This window comes from Halioglobus sp. D3-4, assembly GCF_055809315.1.
Map to the genome: position 1 here is coordinate 1,080,820 of NZ_CM147907.1, position 22,972 is coordinate 1,103,791.

Genomic DNA, 22,972 nt, shown 5'->3' on the forward strand with positions numbered 1-22,972 from the left:
AAGGAAGACAGGCGTGTCCAACGAATACTATTTGAATAATCCGCTTATTCACCGCGACCGTAAACTGGGGCAGAGAGCGAGCGAATGGGAGCGGCAGTTTGACTGCACCCATATTCGCCCGTTGATTATCTGTCGTGGACCGATTCGCAAAGAGGCGATGGACGTATTCACCGAGATGGGCATCACCCACTTTGGCATCCTGTTGTCGGAAAAGGACTCCATTGTCTACCGCAATGCCATCGCGCCTGAACTGCGCTCGCTGACTGACCCGGACCGGGTGCACCGCGTGCCGGATTACAGTGGTGCGGATAAGGAAGAGCGTGAACAGCGCATCGACCAGATTATCAACATTGCACGCGAAAACAATTACAACGCGATCTTCGCTGGCTACGGGTTTATGGCCGAGGATGAGTCCATGGTTGCGGCCATGGAGAATGCCGGGCTGAACTTTATCGGCCCCTGTTCGCGCACCGTACACGATGCCGGTTTGAAAGATGAAGCCAAGCGCACGGCACTGAAATGCGGCGTTTCCGTCACACCTGGCATCGACAACGGCACTGCGCTGACACTATTGAAGAAGCACAAGGATGTTGCCGCATTGCAGGCGCTGGTTGCAGAACACGGCCTGGATGTGGATGACGCCGCGCTCGCAGATGAATCAGTTACCCTGGAGGACAAAGCCGATATCGTGCTCGCTGCGTCCTACAAAAAGGGTATAGATCTGTACACCGTGGATGAACTGTGTGAGACATTGACCGAAGCTGTAACGAAGATGACGGCTGAGTATCCGCAGAACCGTGTGCGTCTGAAAGCGATCAGCGGTGGCGGTGGCAAGGGGCAGCGTATTCTGCCGGTCGGCGAATCTGCCCGCACCGCTGAACTGGTCCGGGAAATTCTCAATGAGGTGAAAACCACCGGCGTTGGTGATAACAAGAACGTGTTGGTTGAACTCAACATCGAAACTACCCGTCACCAGGAAATCCAGGTGATCGGCAACGGCACATGGTCGCTGTCCATGGGAGGGCGCGATTGTTCACTGCAAATGCACGAGCAGAAGCTGTTGGAAGTATCTGTCACCGTGGAGTCGCTGGAGCGGGCGTTGGCACAGGCCGAGGAAAGCGGTCAGGCCGAAGAAGCTAAGGTACTGAAACAAGACATAGCCACGCTTAAGGCGATGGAGCAGGAGGCTGAAAGCTTCGGCGAGGCCGTTGGGCTGGATTCGGTATCAACGTTCGAATGCATTGTGGATCGCGACAAGCATTTCTTTATGGAAATGAATACGCGTATTCAGGTGGAGCACCGGGTTACGGAACTGTGCTACGCGCTGAAGTTCACGAATCCGCAAAACGCCGCTGAGTCTTTTGTGGTGGAATCGCTGGTAGAGGCCATGGTGCTGCTGGCTGCTCACGGCGAGAAACTGCCGCGACCTGCACGTGTTGCGCGCATGAATGACAGCGTGGAGGCACGGTTGAACGCCACCAATCAGGCCCTGCAGCCCAACGCAGGAGGCGTTATCGAAGCCTGGAGTGATGCCATTCAGGGCGAGATACGCGACGACCAGGGCATTAGTTTGCACAACCCCGATACCGACGTGTTCATGAAGTACACACTTGCCGGGGCCTATGACTCCAATATCGCGCTGTTGTTAACGGTGGGTGACTCGCGTCTGGATACCTACCGCAAAATGGCGGAAACGATCCGTATGACCCGTATGCGCGGCCGTGATCTGGCGACCAACCTGGAGTTTCACTACGGGTTGGTAAACTGGTTCATCGGCCAGAATATCAATGCTCGGCCGACAACCCGTTTTATCGTGCCGTATCTGACAGCGGTCGGCGAACTCAAGCAGCAGGCCAATGATCTGGATCTGGCGCATGCCTACTCGGAGTTAGGCAAGACAGCGCTGGCGCAGGTGGAAGGTGATGCGCGCGCTGCACTGGCGGAGACGTTGCATCTGAAGGAAACCCTGTTGCTGCGCCCGTTGATGAATTTGCTGGACGAGCCGCATATTCTCAGCGGCTGGCTCAGTATCAACCGTGATTGCTATACCCTCATCGACGGCAAAATCTGCTGGAATGAGAACCCTATCGAACTGCTCGCTGAGACCTATCACTTCCTCAATATGGATTTCGTTGACGGCGATGCACCGCCGGCGGCATCGATGATCTGGGATCATGATGATGCCATCCTGCAGAACGCGCTGGCATTCTACGGCGAGCTCAGCGAGCGCCTGCCTGCACAAGACTGGATCGAGCTCTGCGCCGCTCTCGATGCGGATGAAGCGCCGGAAGGGTTTGATGTTGAACTCTGGAATAGCGTGCGCAGTGCCCATCAGGGTTATCAGGCCGGAGTGGATATTCTCGCTATCTTGCCCAGTATCGCCGAGGCCACCGGCTTTTATTCACTGACAGTCAATCCCGATCTCAGTATTGATATCCCTGAGAGACTCACCGATGAGTCACTGCAGGCGGCGATGGCAAAAGTACTGGTGCCACCGCCGATTGCGCGCTCTGATGAAATTCTTGCAGAGAGCGGCGGTATGTTCTATTCCCGCGAGACGCCAAATCACGATGTCTATGTGAAAGAGGGCGATCATTTTGAAGCCGGTGATCCGCTGTTTATCGTGGAAGTGATGAAAATGTTCAATAAAGTGTATGCGCCTTTCTCCGGCACCATTGAAAAAGTATTGGTGGAGACGGATGGCAGTATTATCAGCAAGGGACAACCCATCTTCAAAATTGTGCCTGATGAAGTCATTGTGGAAGTGTCTGCCGAAGATATCGCCGCGCGTCGCTCCGCCGCGACCGCCGCGTTTCTGGCGCAGTTGTAAAGAGGACAATATATGATTACCGCCCTGGATCACATCGCTATCGCTGTACCGGATCTTGAAAAAGCCATACAGCGTTTCGTCACCGATTTTGGACTGCCGCTAGGCGGCACTGAAGACGTCGAGGAAGCCAAAACCACGGCAGCGTTTTTACCGCTGCCTCCCACCAGTATCGAGCTGGTGTATCCGCTGCGCGGAGAGGGACCTGTAGCAACCTATCTCGAAAAGAAAGGCGGCGGGCTGCACCATTTGTGTTTCCGCTCTGATGATATCGATGCCGATGTCGCTCGCCTGCGGGAAAAAGGCTATCAGTTTCTGGCCGATGCGCCGACACCCGGTGCCCACGGATCGCGAGTTATTTTTATCCACCCGAAAAGTTGCGATGGCGTTCTGATTGAGATTAATCAGCCAGCAGAGGACCATTGAGGATTTGCCGATGAGTGACAAAATTTACGACAAGTCCAGCGCGACACCCACCAGTTGGAGAGAGTTGGCAGAAAAGCAGTTGAAGGGCAAAAGCCTGGACACGTTGGTCTGGCATACGGCAGAGGATATCGATGTAAAACCGCTGTACACAGCTGATGACATTGCATCGCTGTCTTACACTGACACCATGCCGGGTATGTCGCCTTACCTGCGTGGGCCGCAGGCGACAATGTACGCTGGCCGCCCCTGGACTATCCGGCAGTACGCCGGTTTTTCAACGGCAGAGGAGTCCAACGCATTTTACCGGCAGGCGCTGGCGGCGGGCGGGCAGGGTGTCTCTGTCGCGTTTGACCTCGCCACTCACCGCGGCTACGACTCCGATCACCCCCGCGTATCCGGCGATGTCGGCAAGGCGGGTGTGGCGATCGATTCAGTGGAAGACATGAAGATACTCTTTGACGGCATACCGCTGGAAAAGGTGTCGGTCTCGATGACGATGAACGGGGCGGTTCTGCCGGTTCTGGCCGGCTATATTGTTGCCGCGGAAGAACAGGGCGTGGCGCAGAAAGATCTCGCTGGCACTATCCAGAACGATATTCTCAAAGAGTTCATGGTACGCAATACCTACATTTACCCTCCGATTCCCAGCATGAAAATTATTGGCGATATCATCGCCTATTGCTCTGGCAACATGCCGCGTTTCAACACCATCTCCATTTCCGGATATCACATCCAGGAGGCCGGCGCTAACGCCGCGCTGGAGCTGGCCTATACGCTGGCAGACGGTAAGGAATACATCCGCACGGCCATCGCTGCTGGCCTGGGAATCGACGACTTCGCGCCGCGCCTGTCATTCTTCTGGGGCGTGGGCATGAACTTCTACATGGAGATTGCGAAGATGCGCGCCGCGCGTCTGCTGTGGGCCAAGATTGTCGCCGAGTTCGAACCGAACAATCCCAAGAGTTCCATGCTGCGCACACACAGCCAGACATCGGGCTGGTCGCTGACAGAGCAGGACCCCTACAACAACGTGGTGCGCACAACCATTGAAGCGATGGCCGCTGTATTCGGCGGTACACAATCCCTGCACACCAATGCATTGGATGAAGCCATAGCGCTGCCCACTGAGTTTTCCTCGCGCATAGCCCGTAACACGCAGCTGATCATTCAGGAGGAAACCGGGATTACCAACGTTGTAGATCCCTGGGGCGGCTCCTACATGATGGAGAGCCTGACACAGGACATCGCGGATAAAGCCTGGGAGCTGATTGAGGAAGTCGAGGCTGCGGGCGGGATGGCCAAGGCCATTGAAACCGGTATGCCAAAAATGCGTATCGAAGAAGCTGCCGCGAAGAAGCAGGCGCGTATTGATCGCGGTGAGGATGTCATCGTCGGTGTGAACAAATACCGCGTCAAGGAAGAGGGCAATGTCGATATCCTCGATATCGACAACGCTGCGGTTAGGAAATCCCAGTTAAGTCGCCTCGCCAAGATTCGCGAAAGCCGCGATGAGAGTGCGGTGGAAGCGGCACTTGAAAAGATCTATCAGTGCGCCGTCAGTGGCGAGGGTAATTTGCTGGAGCTGGCGATTGAGGCCACGCGTTGCCGCGCGACAGTGGGCGAGATTTCGTACGCGATGGAGCGTGAGTTTGGCCGCTTTAAAGCACAGGCACAGACGGTTTCCGGTGTCTACGGTGCAGCGTTCGAGGAAGACCAGACCTGGCGGGATATCAGTGTGGATATAGATGCGTTTGTAGAACAGTACGGCCGCAGGCCTCGAATGCTGGTGTGCAAAATGGGACAGGATGGTCACGACAGGGGAGCCAAGGTTGTCGCCACGGCCTTCGCCGATGTCGGTTTTGATATTGACCTGTCACCGATGTTCTCGACACCGGAAGAGGTTGCACGGCAGGCCATTGAGAATGATGTGCATGTCGTCGGCGCATCCTCGCTGGCCGCCGGGCACAAGACGCTGGTTCCGGAGCTGGTGGCGGAACTCAAGAAGCAGGGCGCGGAGGATATCGTAGTAATAGCAGGCGGTGTGATACCACGGCAGGATTACGATTTTCTGTACGATGCCGGTGTGAAGTGCATTTTTGGACCGGGAACGCCGATTCCGCAGTGTGCCCGCGAGGTCTTGGAAGCGGTGAAAGACGCCCAGGGTTGATGGTGTCCTACTTACAACACCACCGCGCCGATTGTCATACCATCCGGTGAGCAACTTTAACCTTGAGACCCTGCTCGACGGAAATCGGCGCGCGCTCGCGAAGGCCATAACCGTCATTGAAAGCTCGTTGGATGCCCACCGCGAGCAGGCACAGCGCATTCTGGAAGAAGTGCTTCCGCACAGTGGCAACAGTATCCGTATCGGAATTACCGGTGTGCCAGGTGTCGGCAAGTCCACATTTATCGAGGCCTTCGGTTTATACCTTATCGAGCAGGGAAAACGTGTGGCGGTGTTGGCCGTCGATCCCAGTTCGCCGATTGCCGGGGGCTCCATCCTCGGTGATAAGACGCGCATGGAAGAGCTGTCGCGCCGCGAGGAAGCCTTTATCCGTCCGACACCAGCTGCGGGTGCGCTCGGTGGTGTCGCACAGAAAACCCGTGAAACCATGCTGCTGTGCGAGGCGGCAGGCTACGATGTGATCCTGGTTGAGACCGTCGGCGTCGGTCAGTCCGAGTACCAGGTGGCCGCTATGGTGGACTTCTTTATGGTGCTGATGCTGCCAGGTGGTGGCGACGAATTGCAGGGCATCAAGAAGGGCATCATGGAACTGGCCGATGCGCTGATCATCAACAAGGCTGACGGCGACAGCGAAAAGCTCGCCGGCATGACCAAACGCCAGTACAGCAGCGCGATGAGCCTGCTGCGGCACAACAGTTTCTGGACACCGCGCGTAATGACGTGCTCCGCACTCACCTCGGGTAATATCGATGAAGTCTGGAATATGTTGGTTGAATACTATTTTGCTGCGCTCGAATGTGGCGCATTCACCGACAAGCGCAATCAGCAAAACCTCGATTGGATGGGGCAGCTGCTGAACGAAATGCTGCTGTTAAAACTCTCCCAGAATGACAAAGTGAACGCGATGCTGCCGGCACTTCAAAAGGCTGTAGAGCGACAGGAAACAACGGCTTTCGCCGCGGTCAGGCAAATCATGGATCAGTTGTAGAGCACGCCTGCAATGCGTTTCTATCCGCTCGACAAGCTGATAAACCTGTGTCACGGATATTCGCGACAATTCAAAATTGATAACCAGCAGTTATTGCTGTTGGAGCATCTCGGTGAACACTACATCCTCGAGGCCACATGCCCTCACCGTTCACACCCGCTCGCCGAAGCAGTAATCACCGGTGGCATCATCCGCTGCCCGCTGCACCAGTACGAGTTCAACCTGCAAGATGGACGCCTGATACATGCGACCGAGGAAACCTGTCGCGGTTTACGCATTTTTGACGTGGTTTACGAGGGCAATGAAATCGGGGTGATGCTGGAAGATTGAAACACAAGCCGATGTCACGGCAGCACGCCCCGGATGTCGGTGAGCTGGTGTGACGGTAGGCCAGTTGTCTTCAGCGACCAGTTCGCATCGCAGGAGGCTTTAGCCGCAGCCACTGTCGAAGGCGTAGGAGGCCGGCCTCCGACAGTGCTTCTGTTGAGTCGCGGCTCGACTTACAGTTCGTACAGCGCTTTCAGGTCGGGATCTTTTTCCGCGATCAAGCGGGCCAGGTCAACCATCACCTTGCACTGCTTCCACGAGGCGTCGTCCTGCATTTTGCCTTCCACCATTACCGCACCGCTGCCATCGGGCAGGGCTTCCAGTACGCGCTTGGCCCAGGCGACTTCGGCCGGTGGCGGGCTGAATACGCGCTTGGCGATATCGATCTGGCTGGGGTGCAGCGACCACGCGCCGACACAGCCCATCAGGAAAGCGTTGCGGAACTGGTCTTCGCAGGCCAGTGGATCGTCTATTGCACCAAACGGGCCATAGAAGGGCAGGGCACCGACAGCGACACAGGCATCGACCATGCGGCCCATGGTGTAGTGCCACAGATCCTGCTGGTGGGTGGCGCGCGCCGCATCGGGGTTGTTCTCGTCCGGGTCATCGCGCACCACATAGCCGGGATGGCCGCCGCCGATACGCGTTGTTTTCATGCGCCGTGACGCCGCGAGATCTGCGGGCCCGAGGCTCATGCCTTGAATGCGTGGACTGGCATTGGCGATTTCCTCGACGTTGGCCACGCCCAGTGCCGTTTCCAGCAGACAGTGAAGAAGAATGGGCTTCTGCAGACCGGCACGCGCTTCCAGTTGCGCGAGCAGCTGGTCGACATAGTGGATATCCCAGGCCCCCTGTATCTTCGGCAGCATGATGACATCGACCTTGTCACCGGCCTCGGTCACTATGCGTGTAATGTCATCGAGGAACCACGGACTGTCGAGGCTATTGATACGGGTCCATAACTGGGTGTCGCCGAAGTCGTTGTCTTTGGCGATCTGGATAAAGCCTTCCCGCGCTGCCTCTTTATTATCGATGGCGATGGCGTCTTCGAGATTGCCCAACAGGATATCAACCCGTTTGGCGATACCCGGTGCTTTTTCGACCATTTTGGGATTGCTGGGGTCGAAAAAATGAATCATGCGCGAGGGTCGCACGGGGATGTCGTGTAGGGGCTGCGGCGCACCCAGCGCCAGGGGTCGGAAAAAGTCACGGGGACTGCGCATGTTTACCTCCAGAGGTGTTGATCATTTATATGTGCTGTATAGCGATTGTACAAGCGTTGGCGCAGCGCATCATACTGCTTGTACAGATTCATATCCTGTGCCTGTAGCTGTGCCAGCAGTGCGTCCTCGCCACCGAGTTGATCGATGCCGAAATTGCCAAATTCTTCCAGCAACCGCTTGTGTATCCAATAGGCCTGGTAGCGCTTGCGTCGCAGCGCCAGCTGTCGTCCGCGTAGCAATTGGTAGTGCTCATCCAGGGTATCGGCGAGAGCCTCTATGCCCGTTCCATTGACGGCACTGGTGGCAAGAACTGGCACTTGCCAGTCGCCGTCGGGGTGAGTGCGCGCCAGTGCCGCTTCCAGTTCAGACAGAGTGCGGGTTGCCAGCTTGCCCATATCGGCTTTGTTTACGACCAGTATATGGGGCACTTCGAGTACGCCGGCTTTGATAAACTGCACACTGTCACCCGAACCGGGCTGCGCCACATAGCAGGTGGTATCACACAAACGGGCGATATCCACTTCGCGCTGTCCCACGCCGACGGTCTCAATCAGTACGATATCAAAGCCCGCGAGCATTACGACACTCATCGGCCAGACCTCGGCGCTGAGACCACCGAATTGCCCCCGGCTGGACAGCGAGCGAACAAACACGCCGTCGTCCTCGGTACTGGTCTGCATACGCAGGCGGTCACCGAGCAGGGCGCCGCCGCTGATTGGGCTGGACGGATCGACGGCCAGTACGGCGACACGAAGCCCACGCGCTCGCCAGGCACGGATCAATGCGGCACTCAAAGTTGATTTACCCGCGCCCGGCGGACCGGTGATACCAATGAGCTGCCCGCTGGGATTGTCCTGATCTTTCTGTAAATGGGCAAGGAGGGCCGTGGCCTGCTGTCGGGCGTGATCGCGCCTGTCATCGAGCAGGTTGAGTACGTGAGCAATGGCTGCGCGATTACCCGCGGCGATTGCCGCCGCGAGTGCCGCGGGGTCGTCTGCTTGAGGCAAACTCATAGTGCTGCCACTCAGGCTGCGGGCTCCAGTCCGTTCGCCTCGCGGATGATGGTGACCATGGTGTTCATGATCGTATTCATATCGGCATCCTTGGGCGTAAATACGGCTTTCAGGCCCTGCTCCTGCAGCATGCGTGCATCCTCTTCAGGAATAATGCCCCCGATGATAAGCGGTATATCGCTCACGCCGATCTCCTGCATTTCCCGTGTGATGTCCTGCACCAATTCCAGGTGGCTGCCGGACAGTACTGAGAGACCGATCAGGTGCACACCTTCTTCCTGTGCCGCGCGCGCGATCTGCGCGGGCGTCAGTCGAATGCCTTCGTAGACAATCTCAAAGCCGGCGTCGCGGCCTTTTACCGCGACCTGCTCGGCACCGTTGCTGTGGCCATCCAGCCCGGGTTTGCCGATCAGCAGGCGCAGTGGCCGCCCGAGTTCTTCACTGGTCTTGCTGACACGTCGCCGTACACCTTCCAGCGCGTCGGAGCCGCTGTTTTCCACCGGTGAAATATCGATGCCGGTCGGTGCGCGGAACTCACCGAACACCTCGCGCAGTACCTCACTCCACTCGCCGGTGGTGACGCCTGCGCGCGCGCACTCAATGGAGGCGGGCATTATATTGCTGCCGTCGTTGGCACTGGTACGCAACTGTTGCAGCGCCGCTTCGACTTTGCTGTTGTCACGGGATGCGCGGAAGGCTTGTAGCGATTCGATCTGTTCGCGTTCGACCCGCTCATCCACTTTCATAATGCCGGATTCGTCGCCCGCAGTCAGCGGTGACTCAGCCGATTCCTGGTAGCAGTTGACACCAACAATCTTCAGTTCGCCGCTCTCAATGCTGCGCAGGCGTCGGGTATGGCTCTGCACCAGTTCGCGTTTTACGTAGCCATTGTCGATACAGGCAACCATGCCGCCGTGTGCTTCGACACGCGCCATTTCCTCGTGCGCGCCGTCGATCAACTCCTGTACCTTGGCCTCTACCACGGGAGAGCCGTCCAGCAGGTCACCGTACTCCAGCAGGTCAGTTTCCAGCGCCAGCACTTGTTGCATGCGCAGCGCCCACTGTTGATCCCAGGGGCGGGGTAGGCCCAATGCCTCGTTCCACGCGGGCAGTTGTATCGCTCTGGCCCGGGCGCCTTTTGACAATGTGACCGATAGCATCTCCAGTACGATGCGCTGCACATTGTTTTCCGGCTGTGATTCAGTCAGGCCCAGTGAGTTTACCTGTACACCATATCGGAAGCGGCGCTGCTTGGCGTCAGTAACACCATAGCGTTCACGGGCCAGTGTATCCCACATACGCCCGAATGCGCGGAGCTTGCAGGTTTCCTCCACAAAGCGGATGCCGGCATTGACGAAGAATGAAATTCGCCCGACAACATCGCCAAAACGGTCCGGTGAAACCTGGCCGCTGGCTTTTACCGCATCGAGAATTGCGGTGGCGGTGGACAGGGCGTAGGCCAGTTCCTGGGTAGGCGTGGCGCCGGCCTCCTGCAGGTGGTAGCTGCAGATATTGGTGGGATTCCACTTGGGAATATTGTCTACGGTGTAGGTGATGAGATCCGTGGTCAGGCGCACCGAGGGCTCTGGCGGGAAAATATAGGTGCCCCGCGACAGGTACTCCTTGAGGACATCGTTCTGGGTGGTGCCCTGCAGTTGAGCCGGGTCAACGCCCTGGCGCTCTGCAGCCGCCACGTACAGTGCCAACAGCCAGGGCGCAGTGGCATTGATGGTCATGGAAGTATTCATTTGTCCAAGCGGAATATCGTGGAACAGTACTTCCATGTCTCCGATATGGTTGACCGGTACGCCGACCTTGCCGACTTCGCCGCGCGCCAGGGGATGGTCCGAGTCGTAGCCGGTCTGGGTGGGGAGATCAAATGCCACTGATAGCCCGGTTTGGCCACGGCTCAAATTGGTTCGATACAGTTCGTTGGAAGCCTTCGCTGACGAATGTCCGGAGTAAGTGCGCATCAACCAGGGGCGGTCACGTTTTACTGTTTCCTGAGTCACAGGGTAGGTCCTCAGCGGGGGCGGCGCTTGATGAGAAGGCGCCGCTCAATTTCAAAAATTTTATCGGCGATTTTGTCTTTGCCGATCGCGCGTTTGCTGTCTTCCTTGATAAACAGGTCCTCGCCGTATGTCTCCAGTGCCGCCGCAGCGCGTATATTCTTCACGCCAATCAACTGCATAGTGACTATGCCGTAACCGGGTGCATCGGCAACATCCTCTACCGCGAGCACCCGCGACAGTGCGCCGACGGTATCGCCGGCAAAGGCTGGCTGCGTGTGATAGCCCTCGGTAAAACCCAGCTCCCAGACGGCGTGTTCGCTGACATCGCGACTGGCCAGTCCGTCCAGCCAGGCGAATACCAGGCCGCCGTAGACAATGGGCTCGCCGCTCATTTTACCCGACAACGAGCTGGAGAACTCGCGATCAAAATGTAGCGGGTGGCTGTTGCCAACCATATAGGTCAGCGCCATATGTTCCTCGGTGATGGTGCGTCCGTTGGCGTGGACGATGATATCGCCGGGCGCAAAATCTTCAAAATACGTGTTCGGGCCGGTGAGACCAGCAGTGCCCGGTGCATCCTGCAAAGGAAGTTGTAGCACGGGTGAGTATTCGCCTGGAAATGCCGTTGTCACTTCTGGTGCCGGTGTGGTCGGTGGTCTGTCACCGCGCCATCCGACAAAGATTTTACGCTCGTACTGCAGTACAACCGCATCGTCCTGATTGATCGCCACCGTGCGAATGCGGGTAATGCCCGGTTTATCCGGGCCGCGGTCCTTGCGTTCCAGTACCTTGGTGAAGCTGCGCAGGGTATCTCCTGGATAGACCGGCTTGAGAAACTGCACCTGGTAGTAACCGAGGTTGGCGATAGCTTTTTCCGAGTCGTTCTGTACACCCAGTGACAGTGTGACATTGAACACCATCTGCGGGCTGGCGAGCAGATCGGCAAAACCGTGTGCGCGGGCGTAAGAGGTGTTGAGGTACAGTGGGTTGGACTGCATATAGGTGCGGGCAAAATCCAGCATATTGCTGGCGGTGAAGGTGAAGCCTCGCGGATGTTCGAACACCTGGCCGGGCTCCAGTTCATCCAGATAGCGTCCGTACTGGGGTTGCCGCGCCTTACGCAAGTCCACAGCGACATCGGCTGCGATTTCCGACTGCGACGACAGTGGCAAAGTAAGCGTCATAATCAGGCCTCTCCCTTTGCGTTTTCCACCAGCGAACGTGCGATGACCTTCAGAGCCAGTGTTTCTTCCGCCCCCTCAAAAATAGACAGGACCCGGGCATCGGCGAAATAACGGCTCACAGGTGTTTCCTCAGCATAGCCCATGCCGCCGTGAATCTGCAGAGCCTCACGCGTGAACCACTCCGCCGTCTTGCTGGCGAATAGTTTGGCTGCGCTGGCTTCCATGTCACCTGCGCCGGTGTCCATGAGTTCCGCAACATCGTAGGTAATCTGGCGGCAGGCCAGCAGCAGTGCTGCCATACGCGCGAGTTTGACCTGGGTGAGTTGATAATCTGCGATCGGGTGCGCGAACACCACGCGCTCCTTGGAGTAGGAGATCGCCCGCTCGAATGCGGCGCGCATCACCCCGACAGCGCGTGCAGCTGTCTGTATGCGACCGCCGGCAAACCCCGCCATCGCGTAGTAGAAGCCTTTTCCTTCGCCCTCTGATTCACCCAACATGTTGTCAGCGGGAACAAAGAAATCATCGAAAAACAGCTCGAAGGAGTGCATGCCCCGATAGCCCATGGTTGCAATTGCCCGGCCGGTTAATTTGCCACCTTTCTCAGGTGTCACTTCAAACTCGTGTCCGTCACTGCTGGGCTTCTCGACAAGAAACATCGACAGTCCCCGGTGGCCCATTGCCATGTCGGTATTGGTGCGCGCCAGCACCAGCAACACACCCGCCTTGCCGCCAAATGTGCACCACGTCTTGGCTCCATTGAGCAGCCAGCCGCCTTCAGTGGCGGTAGCGCGCAGTTTTACGCCGGCGACATCGGAGCCGTAATTGGGTTCGGTAACGGCCACCGCACACAGCGGTTCACCGACGGCGATCTGTGGTAGCCAGTGCTGTTTCTGTTTTTCGCTGCCGCCCTTGAGCAGTGCGCGCGAGAGAATTTCCGGGCGTGTGATCAGGCTGCCGGCACCACCGAGTGAGCCGCGTGATAGCTCCTCAGTAACGACAATCATACCCAGCGTGTCTTCCTTGTCATCCTCCTGCAAACCGCCATAGCTGGCAGGAATGGACAGGCCGAACATACCCATCTCTTTCAATGGCTCGAGTATTTCGTCGGGAATGATCAGGTCCTGGCGGTGGATTTCTTCGGCCAGTGGTGCCACCACATCATCGGAAAATCGGCGGAACGTATCGCGCATCATCGTGTGGTGTTCGCTGAGCAGGTCCGGCCCGAGATCGCCATCCCTGTCGAGGACGCTTTGGCCGATGGCAGCAATATTCTGCGCTGCGAGCTGTTGCTCAAGGAAGGCTGCAGCACCCGGTTCTGTTTCAATTGCGGCGATAGCCTTCAGGGTCAACCCGAAGTCTTTGACCCGTGTGCGCAGTCTATTCAGTGTATTGGAGACAGCTTCGGCGCAGAACAGGTTGGCCAGCCGGGTGGTGAAATCATTGCTCGCTGAGGATTCAGCGTTGAGGCGTTGCGCGTGATTTACCAGAAATTTTGCCGCAGTGCACTCTGACCAACTGACCGATAATTCATAGCTGGCTAACTGATGCTCATCCAGGCGGGCTGGCACCACACGGCCGCCTTCACTGGTGCGTGCTTTTAACGCGCTAAGGGACTTGTCTATGAGCTGTGTTGTCGCAGAAAGCACGGCAACGGCCTGTTCGAGCTGCTGCCCGTCATTCAGGGTTACGTCTGACATGATTGATCCTGATCTCTGAGTTTACGTGTACCACCCCGGGTCATGACAGGAACCTGAGAGCCTCGAAGCGGTTTAATCATTCAAACCGCGAATTTTATAGGTTCGGACCCGAATAGACAACTGTCTGCAACCCAGAAGGCGGCGCTGTGTCGAGCGACTAGCGCAGGAGCACCTGTATCCCTGTTGTGCCGATACGGGCCGTTTTACAATGAGAGACGCCTGCCAGGTGTCATCCCGCCCCTGCTTTGTGTCGTACAGGGTATACGCGATGGCCGATACATGGATCACTTGTATCCGGCTTGCTCCGGTACCGCACCCTTGGGTATCCTTGGCGGCTGCCATTTGGCCTACCCGTATTTTCAGAGGAATCTCTTCATGTCTATCAAGCCACGTCGTTCACTACTGTATATGCCGGGTTCCAACCCCCGGGCGCTGGATAAAGCGCGCTCGCTGCCCGCTGACGGCCTGATTCTCGATATGGAGGACTCCGTAGCACCGGATGCCAAGTCGCTGGCACGCGAGCAGATCGGCGCGGCGTTGGCAGAGGGCGGCTATGGTCACCGGGAACTGATTGTGCGCATCAATGCCCTGTCAACCGAATGGGGCGCCGCTGATATAGCGGCCATCTGCAATTTCCCCACACCACCGGACGCTGTCCTGATCCCCAAAATCGATACCGCCGCGGATGTAGTCGAGGCGATAGAAGCTTTCGAAAAGGCCGGTTGCCCGGACAGCGTGGACATTTGGATCATGGCTGAAACGCCGCTTTGTATATTGAACATTGCTGAGGTCGCCGGCGCCCATCCCAGGCTCGCCGGTATGGTGATGGGTACATCGGACCTCTCCAAGGACACGGGTGTGCGGCATACGCGTGATCGCCTGGGGTTTATTACTGCCCTCAATCTGTGCGTATACGCCAGTCGCGCCCACGGCCTGACCATTATTGACGGTGTACAACTCGATCTGCAGGATGAAGAGTTGTTGCGTTACTCCTGTGAACAGGGTCGTGACCTTGGCTTTGACGGCAAGAGCCTGATTCACCCGAAACAGGTAGATGCTGCCAATGCCGCGTTTGCCCCGGACGAGAAAGAACTTGAAGCAGCGCGCGAAATTATCGCCGGGTTTGAGGAAGCGATGTCGCTCGGCAAAGGTGTGGTCGTGGTCAATGGCCGGCTGGTGGAAAACCTGCACGTCGAGGAGGCCAAGCGCAAGCTGGCCTTGGCTGAGGCTATTGCCGCACTGTAGCTGAGCTACAGGTGCAGTGAGCGCAACTCCGGGTCTTCAACACTGTAGCGCCAGAGGTCATCGAACACTTCGAGGTGGCGCGCAGTCGATGCGCGCGAATTCGGCTCGAAAAATGCGTCGTGGTCGCTGCCACCGGGTTTGTAGAGCACGCCGTCCCTGTCGCGTATCACAATGGTTTCGTTATTCCATTGCGGGTGCTCTGCGAGCTTTCGCAGCTTGACGACGCTGGGCAGACGGCGCGCCAATTGCAGTAGCTGGTGGTTGCGCCCGACCAGCGCGCGCGAGTTACTGATCAGTATTCTGACCTGGGCCTGCCGAGTACTGCGGGCCAGTGCGCTCAGTGCAGATGCAAGATCGGCACTGTCGAAGGCGTTGTAGTCCAGTTGCGGGCTCTGGATGCACAGATGGCGCGAGGCGCTTTGCGCCAGTGCAACGGCATAGCGATCAAACGGAGTAGGGTAGGAGACCCCGGTGATGAAGTCGCTGCTCAATTCGCTATTCGACATGTAGACACCCGTTCTGTACAAGACGCTCAAGCATATCGGCAGTATCGGAGTCACCCAGCGCTTTGTCCAGCGCATCACCCTCAAGGTTTTCCCTGTTGCAAAGACTCATAAGCCCCCTCAGGGCCGACTCTCCGCAACAGAAGCTTTCACCGTTGGCGAACACGGTTAATCCGTCCTCGTCTTCCTGCCACGCCAGTTTCGCGGTGGGCTGCAGTGATACGCGTTTAGCACCGCTGTGCAGCAGCGCGGCTGCCTGTTCCAGTTCGTCTTGATCGGGTTCTATGTCGTAGCGCGGTTCCGTTAGCAACTCTCCAAACCATTGGTTGTCCACGTTTTGTGCCAGCGCGTTGCGCAGTTGCGCGAGTGCGCGTTGCAGATCGACCGCGGCTATCTCGCCAGCACGTGTGCTCACGGCGCGTCCGGCATCGCTGTAAAAACTTTCGCCGTCAGACTGCAGCAACAGTTGGTCGGTCCAGCGTGAGACGAGGTCGTTGACGGTGGGAGCCCTGAAGCCTATGGAGAACGTGGTGCACTCGCCCACGGCAATGCCCCAGTGCGCCACTTTGGGTGGTACATAGAGTATATCTCCGGGACCGAGCAGGAATTCCTCGCGTGTTTCAAAGTGCTGTAGAAGTCGCATGTCCTGGTGGGGCAGAAGTGCAGTGTCGCTATCGCAGTGCTGGCCGATGCGCCACAACCGCTGGCCCTCGCCCTGTAACAGGAAGACATCGTAATTGTCGTAGTGCGGGCCGGCGCTGCCGCCGTCCACTGCATAGCTGACCATCACGTCGTCCATGCGCCAGCTGGGGATGAAGTCGAACAGCTTCTGCAGCGCGGCGACTTCCTCAAAGTAGTGATCCACAGCCTGTACCAGCAAGGTCCACGGGTACTCGCGGGTGAAATCGGCAGTGCAGAACGGACCGTGCAGTTGTTGCCAACAATCGTTACGCTGTTCGATCAGGCGTGATTCGACGTGCTCCTCAAGTGCCAGGCCCGCGAGGCGGTCGCTGCTTAGCGGCGGCGAAAAATTGGCCGCGCCGTTTCTGATCAACAGCGGCTTGCGCTGCCAATATTTATCGAGGAAGGCGGCGGGATCGAGATTGAGCTGCCAGTTGCCGCTCATGACAGCGCCTACTTGATGGCCTTGGCCTGGTCTACCGCGTTGCCGGTATAGTTCGCCGGGGTCAACGCCAGTAATTGTTCGCGGGCCTCCTCCGGCAAATCCAGTGTCGCGACAAAGGCCTGTATCACCTCGCGACTCATATCCTGTCCCCGCGTAAGCTCTTTCAGCTTCTCGTAGGGTTTTTCTATGCCGTAGCGCCGCATCACGGTTTGTATAGGTTCCGCCAGCACCTCCCAGCTGTTATCGAGATCCTCGGCCAGGCGCGCCTCGTTGATTTTCAACTTGCCAATGCCTTTCAAGCTTGACTGATAGGCAATCAGGCTGTAGCCAAAACCCACACCCATGTTGCGCAGTACTGTGCTGTCAGTAAGATCCCGTTGCCAGCGGCTGATAGGCAGCTTGGCGGCGAGGTGACCAAACACAGCATTTGCCAGGCCAAGGTTGCCCTCCGAGTTCTCAAAATCGATCGGGTTGACCTTGTGCGGCATGGTGGAGGAACCGACTTCACCAGCGACAGTCTGCTGCTTGAAATAGCCCAGCGAAATATAGCCCCAGATGTCGCGATCGAAGTCGATCAGTACTGTATTGAAGCGCGCGATGCCATCAAACAGTTCCGCCATGTAGTCATGCGGTTCAATCTGTGTGGTGTAGGGGTTCCAGGTCAGGCCCAGGCTCTCGACAAACTGCGCGGCATTGGCCTGCCAGTCGAGGTCCGGGTAAGCCGAGAGGTGCGCATTGTAATTGCCTACAGCGCCGTTGATTTTGCCCAGGAAGGGCACGTCCTGAAGCTGCGACAGTTGCCGTTGCAGCCTGGCAACGACATTGGCCAGCTCCTTGCCCATGGTGGTTGGGCTCGCAGTCTGGCCGTGGGTGCGCGACAGCATCGGCGTGCCGGCAGTGGCCTGAGCCAGCGATGTCAGAGCGGTTATGATCTGTTCCATGTCCGGCAGCAGCGCAGACTGCACGCCATCGCGCAACATGAGCGCGTGTGACAGGTTATTGATATCCTCCGACGTGCAGGCAAAGTGGACAAATTCTGCACTGGCCTCGAGTTCACTGTGTCCGGCAAAGCGTTCCTTGATGAAGTACTCGACGGCCTTGACGTCGTGGTTGGTCGTTCGCTCTATCTCCTTGATGCGGGCAGCATCGGCCTCGGCAAAGTTTTCGACAATGGCTTCCAGCTGGCTGTTCGCCGCAGCGGAAAGTGCCGGTACTTCTGTAATGCCCGGGTGCGCAGCCAGGCACTGCAGCCAGCGAACCTCGACCAGTACGCGGCGTGCGATGAGCCCGTACTCACTGAAAATTCCCCGCAGAACCGAGGTTTTACTGCCGTAGCGCCCATCGATAGGCGAGACGGCGGTGAGTGCTGATAAATCCATGCTTTTCTCCAATTGTGGGGGCGCGATTTTACACCACGCCCAGACCGCGTGACAGGTTCTGCGAAGCCTGTAGCAACTTTTTGCGCTGGAAGAGCAGACGCCAGCGGTGACCGCCGAGCTGGCGCCACAGGAATGCAGCGCGTATTCCCGCCAGCAACAGCGCGCGGATGATGTCGGCGTTCTGGGTATTCTGCAGGTGCTGTGCGCTGCCGGTGACCTTGATGCGGAACTTTTCGCGGCTGAGGGTATCCTGGTAAATACCCGAGATACTGTGGCAGAGCTCATTGACATTATTGGAGAAGTGTTCTGCCCGGAAACTGGTGTGTTCCAGTCGCGAGCGCACCACTGCCATCATATCCGGATTGGCGACAAACTTGCGTTCCAGATAGATCATGCTGAACACATAGCGCACCAAATCGTGGTTCTCGCGGGCGTTCTTGTCAGCCAGCAGGTTACTCAGGTTCTGCAGCCCTAGTCGCACGCCGGATATACCACCATAAATGCCAGCGGCATCATCCGGCTCAAATACAAACACACTGTTGATCGAGGGCTGCAGGAACTCCATCGGATAACTGCCAGTCTTGGATACCTGGTCAACTATCCGAGCTGCCTGGGTGACGCCGGCAAGCGCGACAACCTGCTGCTCCAGGCGGGAAAGATTGGTATCACTCATCGACTTTGCTCAATTACGCCGCCACCGAGGCAGCGGTCGGACTGGTAAAATACCACGGATTGACCGGGGGTTATCGCGCGTTGGGGGGCATCGAAATCGACCTGATAACCGTGTTCTGCTGACAGCGACAGAGTACAGCGCTGGTCACTCTGGCGGTACCGGACCTTGGCCATGCACTGCAGGGGCAGAGCTGGTGGCTCGCCTGCTACCCAGAAGATGTCCCGCGTGTAGAGCTGTGACTTAAACAGTGCCGGGTGATCATTGCCCTGTGCGACCAACAGCACATTGTTGGTGAGATCTTTTTCTACCACGTACCAGGGCGCCTCGGTGTGCTGTGCACTGCCGCCGATTCCCAGGCCCTGGCGCTGCCCTATCGTGTGGTACATCAGGCCCTGGTGTGTCCCCAGCACTTCGCCGTCGAGGCTGTGGATTTTGCCCGGCTGTGCCGGCAGATACTGCTGCAGAAAGTCCTTGAAGCGGCGTTCGCCAATGAAGCAGATGCCGGTGGAATCCTTTTTTCTGGCGGTTGCCAATCCGTGCTCCAGCGCCAGTTGACGCACCCGGGGCTTTTCGATTTCGCCCACTGGAAACAGCGTTTTTTCGAGCTCGGCGTAGCCGACCGCGTGCAGAAAGTAGCTCTGGTCCTTGTTAGGGTCCAGTCCCTTCAGCAGGGTAGCGCGCCCATCCGCTTCTCCGAGCCTGGTGTAATGGCCGGTAGCGATATAATCCGCGTCCAGCATTAGGGCATATTCCAGAAACGCTTTAAACTTGATCTCCCGGTTACAGAGAATGTCGGGGTTGGGTGTGCGGCCCGCTTTGTATTCCGCCAGGAAATGCTCAAACACATTGTCCCAGTATTCAGCGGCAAAATTTGCGCCGTGCAGGTGAATGCCCAGTTTATCGGCCACCGCCTGGGCGTCCGCGAAATCTTCTTTGGCAGTGCAGTATTCCGTGCCGTCGTCTTCCTCCCAGTTTTTCATGAACAGACCCTCGACGCGGTACCCCTGTTGCTGTAACAGCAGGGCAGCGACAGAGGAGTCAACGCCACCGGACATACCGACGATGACTTTTTGCGAGGCGTTCTGGTTCATGTACCGAGTATCAGATCCAACGGGTGAAAAATGCCCAAGCGGTGTTGTTCGATAACGGCCAGGGCTACGGGGCTGCGCATTCTAGCAGACTTGGCGAGAATTTCCTCGTAGTCCAGCCAGTGCACGGCGTGGATATCCGGGTCGATCACAGCGTTTTCGTCACACTGTATCGGCGTTGCCAGGAAGGTTGTACGAAAATAGGTGTTGTTGTTGCTGGGCGCCCGGTGCAGGGCGATACCGATCACGCCCGTCAGCTCAACATGCCAGCCGGTTTCCTCCAATGTTTCACGCAGCGCCGCTTCGGTGATGGATTCGCCATCCTCGAGGTGGCCGGCAGGCTGATTGAAGACCAGTTTACCGTTGAATTTGTCGCGTTCTTCGACCATCAGGTATTTGCCATCCTTTTCGATGACGCAGGCTACGGTGACATGCGGGGACCAGCGTTCCATCTAGTGTTTCCTTCTTGTCGTCCTTCGGGGTGTTGACGATTTTTTTGCCCTGATATTACTCGCGGGCATATGGACTGTAATCTCACGGTACTGCCCCGGCTGCAGGTCATCAAGTGCCCACTCGCCTATCCTCGTGCGCACCAGGCGTAGGGTAGGGAAGCCAACAGCTGCTGTCATGCGCCGTACCTGGCGGTTTCGCCCCTCTGTAATAGACAGTTCCAACCAGCTGTCGAACACGGTCTTGCGCGCGCGTACCGGGGGCTCCCTGGCCCATAACGGTGGCGGGGGTAATTGTCTTGCCCTGGCGGGTCTCGTCGGACCGTCTTTCAGTACCAGGCCATCAGCCAGTTGTGCCACAGCAGCATCGTCCAGTTGGCCCTCGACCTGTGCCAGGTAGGTTTTCCATTTATTGTACTGTGGGTTAGCTATCTGCTGTTGCAGGCGACCGTCGTCAGTGAGCAGCAATAGTCCTTCAGAGTCGAAATCAAGGCGCCCGGCCACGCGGCAGCCCGGCGCTGTCAGAAAATCGGCCAGTGTCGCCCGGCCCCGGTCATCAGTGAACTGGCTGAGTACATTGAAAGGTTTGTTAAACAGGATGAGTCTGGCCATTTGAAAGTGTCATCGGTATAAATATTTTTGAGGCGGAGCGAGAGCGCAGGCGGGTTGGCGTGCTACAATCCGTGCGCTTTCTCAGGAGGCAGAGCATAACATCCTCCTGAGTTCCACGAACCCCGAAGCAACGGAGCATACTATGGGCTACAAGCATATTCAGGTTCCTTCACAAGGTGACAAAATCACCGTCAATGAAGATTTCAGCCTGAACGTCCCAAACAATCCAATCATTCCCTATATCGAGGGAGACGGAATCGGAATTGATATTACCCCGGTCATGATCGATGTGGTTAATGCCGCGATCGACAAGGCCTACGGCGGTAACAAGAAGATTTCCTGGATGGAAATTTACACCGGCGAGAAAGCCGCAGAAATGTACGACGGCGATTGGTTTCCCGAGGAAACACTGGAGGCGATCAAAGAGTACCTCGTTGGCATCAAAGGGCCGCTGACCACCCCTGTTGGCGGCGGTTTCCGCTCGCTGAACGTGGCTCTGCGCCAGGAGCTGGATCTGTATACCTGCCTGCGCCCTGTGCGCTGGTTCGAGGGCGTGCCATCGCCGGTCAAGGCTCCCGGCGACTGTAATATGGTGATTTTCCGGGAGAACTCCGAAGATATCTACGCCGGTATCGAGTATCAGCCGGGCAGTCCCGAAGCACAGAAGGTCGTTGATTTTCTGATTGAGGAGATGGGGGCAACCAAGATCCGCTTCCCACAGAACGTGGGTATCGGTATCAAGCCTGTTTCCGAAGAGGGTACCAAGCGCCTGGTGCGCAAGGCCATTCAGTATGCCATAGACCAGGATCTGCCTTCAGTCACTTTGGTGCACAAAGGCAATATCATGAAGTTCACCGAAGGTGCCTTCCGCGACTGGGGTTATGAGCTGGCGCAGCAGGAGTTCGGCGGCGAACTGCTCGACGGCGGGCCCTGGGTATCGCTGAAAAACCCCAACACCGGCAAGGAAATCGTAATCAAGGATGTCATCGCCGATGCAATGCTGCAGCAGATACTGACTCGGCCGAAGGAATACAGTGTAGTCGCCACCCTGAACTTGAACGGTGACTACCTGTCCGATGCTCTCGCCGCACAGGTGGGCGGTATCGGTATTGCACCGGGTGCCAACCTGTCCGATACCATCGCGCTGTTCGAAGCCACACACGGTACGGCACCCAAGTACGCGGGTCAGGATAAAGTGAACCCCGGTTCCCTGATTCTTTCGGCAGAAATGATGCTGCGTCACTTAGGCTGGAACGAGGCGGCGGATCTCATTATCGACGGCATGAACGGTGCCATCCAGAAGCGCACTGTCACTTATGATTTCGAGCGATTGATGGAGGGTGCGACACTCCTGAGTTGTTCCGAGTTTGGGAAAGCGATAATCGATTCCATGTAGTATCCAGCGAGTTGCGAAAAGGGCTCGTGGAGACACGGGCCCTTTTTTTTCGGCAATAATTTTATCGTGCCATCGGACAAACACGCGGGCGTGCAAGCGGCACTGGCTGGCAGCATTTCGGGCGCGCATTATTCAAAAAATGCGTATCCGATAGCAAGACTCATTTTTGTTCTTTGTTTCCCAACGCTTGAAAAATCGTATAATGGCAGCCATACATAGGTATTGATGCAATGATTGGCAACAAGAGTGTGCAAGTGAAAGTGATCCACCTGTCAGGTCAATGGCGTATGAGCAAGGAGAAAGATGATTCTTCCAATGGATTGGCTCTGGATGAATCAAAGCCGGAACTAAAGCGGCCGTCGCTGTTCAAAGTAGTATTGATAAATGATGACTACACACCCATGGAATTTGTCGTGGAGGTGCTCGAAGTATTCTTTCGAATGAACCGGGAGCAGGCCACTCATGTTATGCTGACAGTGCACACCCAAGGCAAGGGTGTTTGTGGTATCTACACTCAGGATATCGCCGAGACCAAAGCCGCCCAGGTGAACCAGTATGCCCGGGAGAACGAACACCCATTGTTATGTGAAATTGAAGTCGTTGAGGGATAGCCCCG

20 protein-coding genes are annotated in these 22,972 nt (G+C 57.0%); 8 read left to right on the plus strand and 12 right to left on the minus strand.

What is annotated here, in order from left to right; genetic code table 11:
• Positions 1–13 precede the first annotated feature (13 nt).
• The 5 genes from AC0L6S_RS04640 to AC0L6S_RS04660 are packed head-to-tail and all read left to right on the plus strand — an operon-like array spanning position 14 to position 6,756.
• Positions 14–2,830 (plus strand): ATP-binding protein, encoded by a 2,817-nt coding sequence (locus tag AC0L6S_RS04640; protein WP_473427254.1) that lies wholly within the window; start codon positions 14–16, stop codon positions 2,828–2,830.
• A 12-nt stretch (positions 2,831–2,842) separates the two neighbouring features.
• On the plus strand, positions 2,843–3,253 hold the full coding sequence (gene mce, locus AC0L6S_RS04645; RefSeq protein ID WP_473427255.1) for a methylmalonyl-CoA epimerase: 411 nt from the start codon (positions 2,843–2,845) through the stop codon (positions 3,251–3,253).
• Positions 3,254–3,263: 10 nt separating this feature from the next.
• Positions 3,264–5,420, plus strand: coding sequence for a methylmalonyl-CoA mutase (gene scpA, locus AC0L6S_RS04650; RefSeq protein ID WP_473427256.1), 2,157 nt, complete (start codon positions 3,264–3,266; stop codon positions 5,418–5,420).
• A gap of 46 nt (positions 5,421–5,466) precedes the next feature.
• The gene (meaB, locus tag AC0L6S_RS04655) at positions 5,467–6,426 is read left to right on the plus strand and encodes a methylmalonyl Co-A mutase-associated GTPase MeaB (protein WP_473427257.1); all 960 of its coding nucleotides are present in this window, start codon (positions 5,467–5,469) and stop codon (positions 6,424–6,426) included.
• A 12-nt stretch (positions 6,427–6,438) separates the two neighbouring features.
• On the plus strand, positions 6,439–6,756 hold the full coding sequence (locus tag AC0L6S_RS04660; RefSeq protein WP_473427258.1) for a Rieske (2Fe-2S) protein: 318 nt from the start codon (positions 6,439–6,441) through the stop codon (positions 6,754–6,756).
• Positions 6,757–6,926: 170 nt separating this feature from the next.
• On the opposite strand, the gene AC0L6S_RS04665 is transcribed toward AC0L6S_RS04660, so the two are convergent.
• The 5 genes from AC0L6S_RS04665 to AC0L6S_RS04685 are packed head-to-tail and all read right to left on the minus strand — an operon-like array spanning position 6,927 to position 13,885.
• Positions 6,927–7,976 (minus strand): HpcH/HpaI aldolase/citrate lyase family protein, encoded by a 1,050-nt coding sequence (locus tag AC0L6S_RS04665; RefSeq protein ID WP_473427259.1) that lies wholly within the window; start codon positions 7,974–7,976, stop codon positions 6,927–6,929.
• 2 nt (positions 7,977–7,978) lie between these two features.
• Positions 7,979–8,989 (minus strand): methylmalonyl Co-A mutase-associated GTPase MeaB, encoded by a 1,011-nt coding sequence (gene meaB, locus AC0L6S_RS04670; protein WP_473427260.1) that lies wholly within the window; start codon positions 8,987–8,989, stop codon positions 7,979–7,981.
• 11 nt (positions 8,990–9,000) lie between these two features.
• Positions 9,001–11,001: a methylmalonyl-CoA mutase family protein gene (locus AC0L6S_RS04675; protein WP_473427261.1), complete on the minus strand. Its 2,001-nt coding sequence runs from the start codon at positions 10,999–11,001 to the stop codon at positions 9,001–9,003.
• A gap of 11 nt (positions 11,002–11,012) precedes the next feature.
• Positions 11,013–12,185 (minus strand): MaoC family dehydratase, encoded by a 1,173-nt coding sequence (locus AC0L6S_RS04680; RefSeq protein ID WP_473427262.1) that lies wholly within the window; start codon positions 12,183–12,185, stop codon positions 11,013–11,015.
• 2 nt (positions 12,186–12,187) lie between these two features.
• Entirely contained in the window at positions 12,188–13,885 is a 1,698-nt protein-coding gene (locus AC0L6S_RS04685; RefSeq protein ID WP_473427263.1) for an acyl-CoA dehydrogenase family protein, read from the minus strand.
• 375 nt (positions 13,886–14,260) lie between these two features.
• On the opposite strand from AC0L6S_RS04685, the gene AC0L6S_RS04690 reads away from it, so the two are divergent.
• Complete coding sequence (locus AC0L6S_RS04690; protein WP_473427264.1) at positions 14,261–15,130, plus strand: HpcH/HpaI aldolase/citrate lyase family protein; 870 nt, start codon at positions 14,261–14,263, stop codon at positions 15,128–15,130.
• A gap of 5 nt (positions 15,131–15,135) precedes the next feature.
• On the opposite strand, the gene AC0L6S_RS04695 is transcribed toward AC0L6S_RS04690, so the two are convergent.
• Genes AC0L6S_RS04695 through AC0L6S_RS04725 form a run of 7 tightly spaced genes read right to left on the minus strand, consistent with a single transcriptional unit; the run spans position 15,136 to position 20,960 of the window.
• Positions 15,136–15,636, minus strand: coding sequence for a DUF7931 domain-containing protein (locus AC0L6S_RS04695; RefSeq protein WP_473427265.1), 501 nt, complete (start codon positions 15,634–15,636; stop codon positions 15,136–15,138).
• Positions 15,626–16,759 carry a JmjC domain-containing protein gene (locus AC0L6S_RS04700; RefSeq protein ID WP_473427266.1) on the minus strand — a complete coding sequence of 378 codons (1,134 nt, stop codon included), beginning with the start codon at positions 16,757–16,759 and terminating at the stop codon, positions 15,626–15,628. The genes AC0L6S_RS04695 and AC0L6S_RS04700 overlap by 11 nt, the downstream gene beginning before the upstream one ends.
• 8 nt (positions 16,760–16,767) lie before the next feature.
• Positions 16,768–18,138 carry an adenylosuccinate lyase gene (purB, locus tag AC0L6S_RS04705; RefSeq protein ID WP_473427267.1) on the minus strand — a complete coding sequence of 457 codons (1,371 nt, stop codon included), beginning with the start codon at positions 18,136–18,138 and terminating at the stop codon, positions 16,768–16,770.
• A 28-nt stretch (positions 18,139–18,166) separates the two neighbouring features.
• Positions 18,167–18,811, minus strand: coding sequence for a high frequency lysogenization protein HflD (gene hflD / locus AC0L6S_RS04710; protein ID WP_473427268.1), 645 nt, complete (start codon positions 18,809–18,811; stop codon positions 18,167–18,169).
• Positions 18,808–19,902 (minus strand): tRNA 2-thiouridine(34) synthase MnmA, encoded by a 1,095-nt coding sequence (gene mnmA / locus AC0L6S_RS04715; RefSeq protein WP_473427269.1) that lies wholly within the window; start codon positions 19,900–19,902, stop codon positions 18,808–18,810. The genes hflD and mnmA overlap by 4 nt, the downstream gene beginning before the upstream one ends.
• Positions 19,899–20,351, minus strand: coding sequence for an NUDIX hydrolase (locus AC0L6S_RS04720; protein ID WP_473427270.1), 453 nt, complete (start codon positions 20,349–20,351; stop codon positions 19,899–19,901). Before AC0L6S_RS04720 ends, mnmA begins: the two co-directional genes overlap by 4 nt.
• The gene (locus tag AC0L6S_RS04725) at positions 20,352–20,960 is read right to left on the minus strand and encodes a pseudouridine synthase (protein ID WP_473427271.1); all 609 of its coding nucleotides are present in this window, start codon (positions 20,958–20,960) and stop codon (positions 20,352–20,354) included. It abuts the gene before it with no gap.
• A 142-nt stretch (positions 20,961–21,102) separates the two neighbouring features.
• Between AC0L6S_RS04725 and icd the strand changes: the two genes are divergently transcribed.
• Both icd and clpS read left to right on the plus strand, forming a co-directional pair.
• Positions 21,103–22,356 (plus strand): NADP-dependent isocitrate dehydrogenase, encoded by a 1,254-nt coding sequence (gene icd / locus AC0L6S_RS04730; protein ID WP_473427273.1) that lies wholly within the window; start codon positions 21,103–21,105, stop codon positions 22,354–22,356.
• Positions 22,357–22,643: 287 nt separating this feature from the next.
• Positions 22,644–22,967, plus strand: a complete 324-nt coding sequence (gene clpS, locus AC0L6S_RS04735; RefSeq protein WP_473428544.1) for an ATP-dependent Clp protease adapter ClpS — start codon at positions 22,644–22,646, stop codon at positions 22,965–22,967.
• Positions 22,968–22,972: the final 5 nt, after the last annotated feature.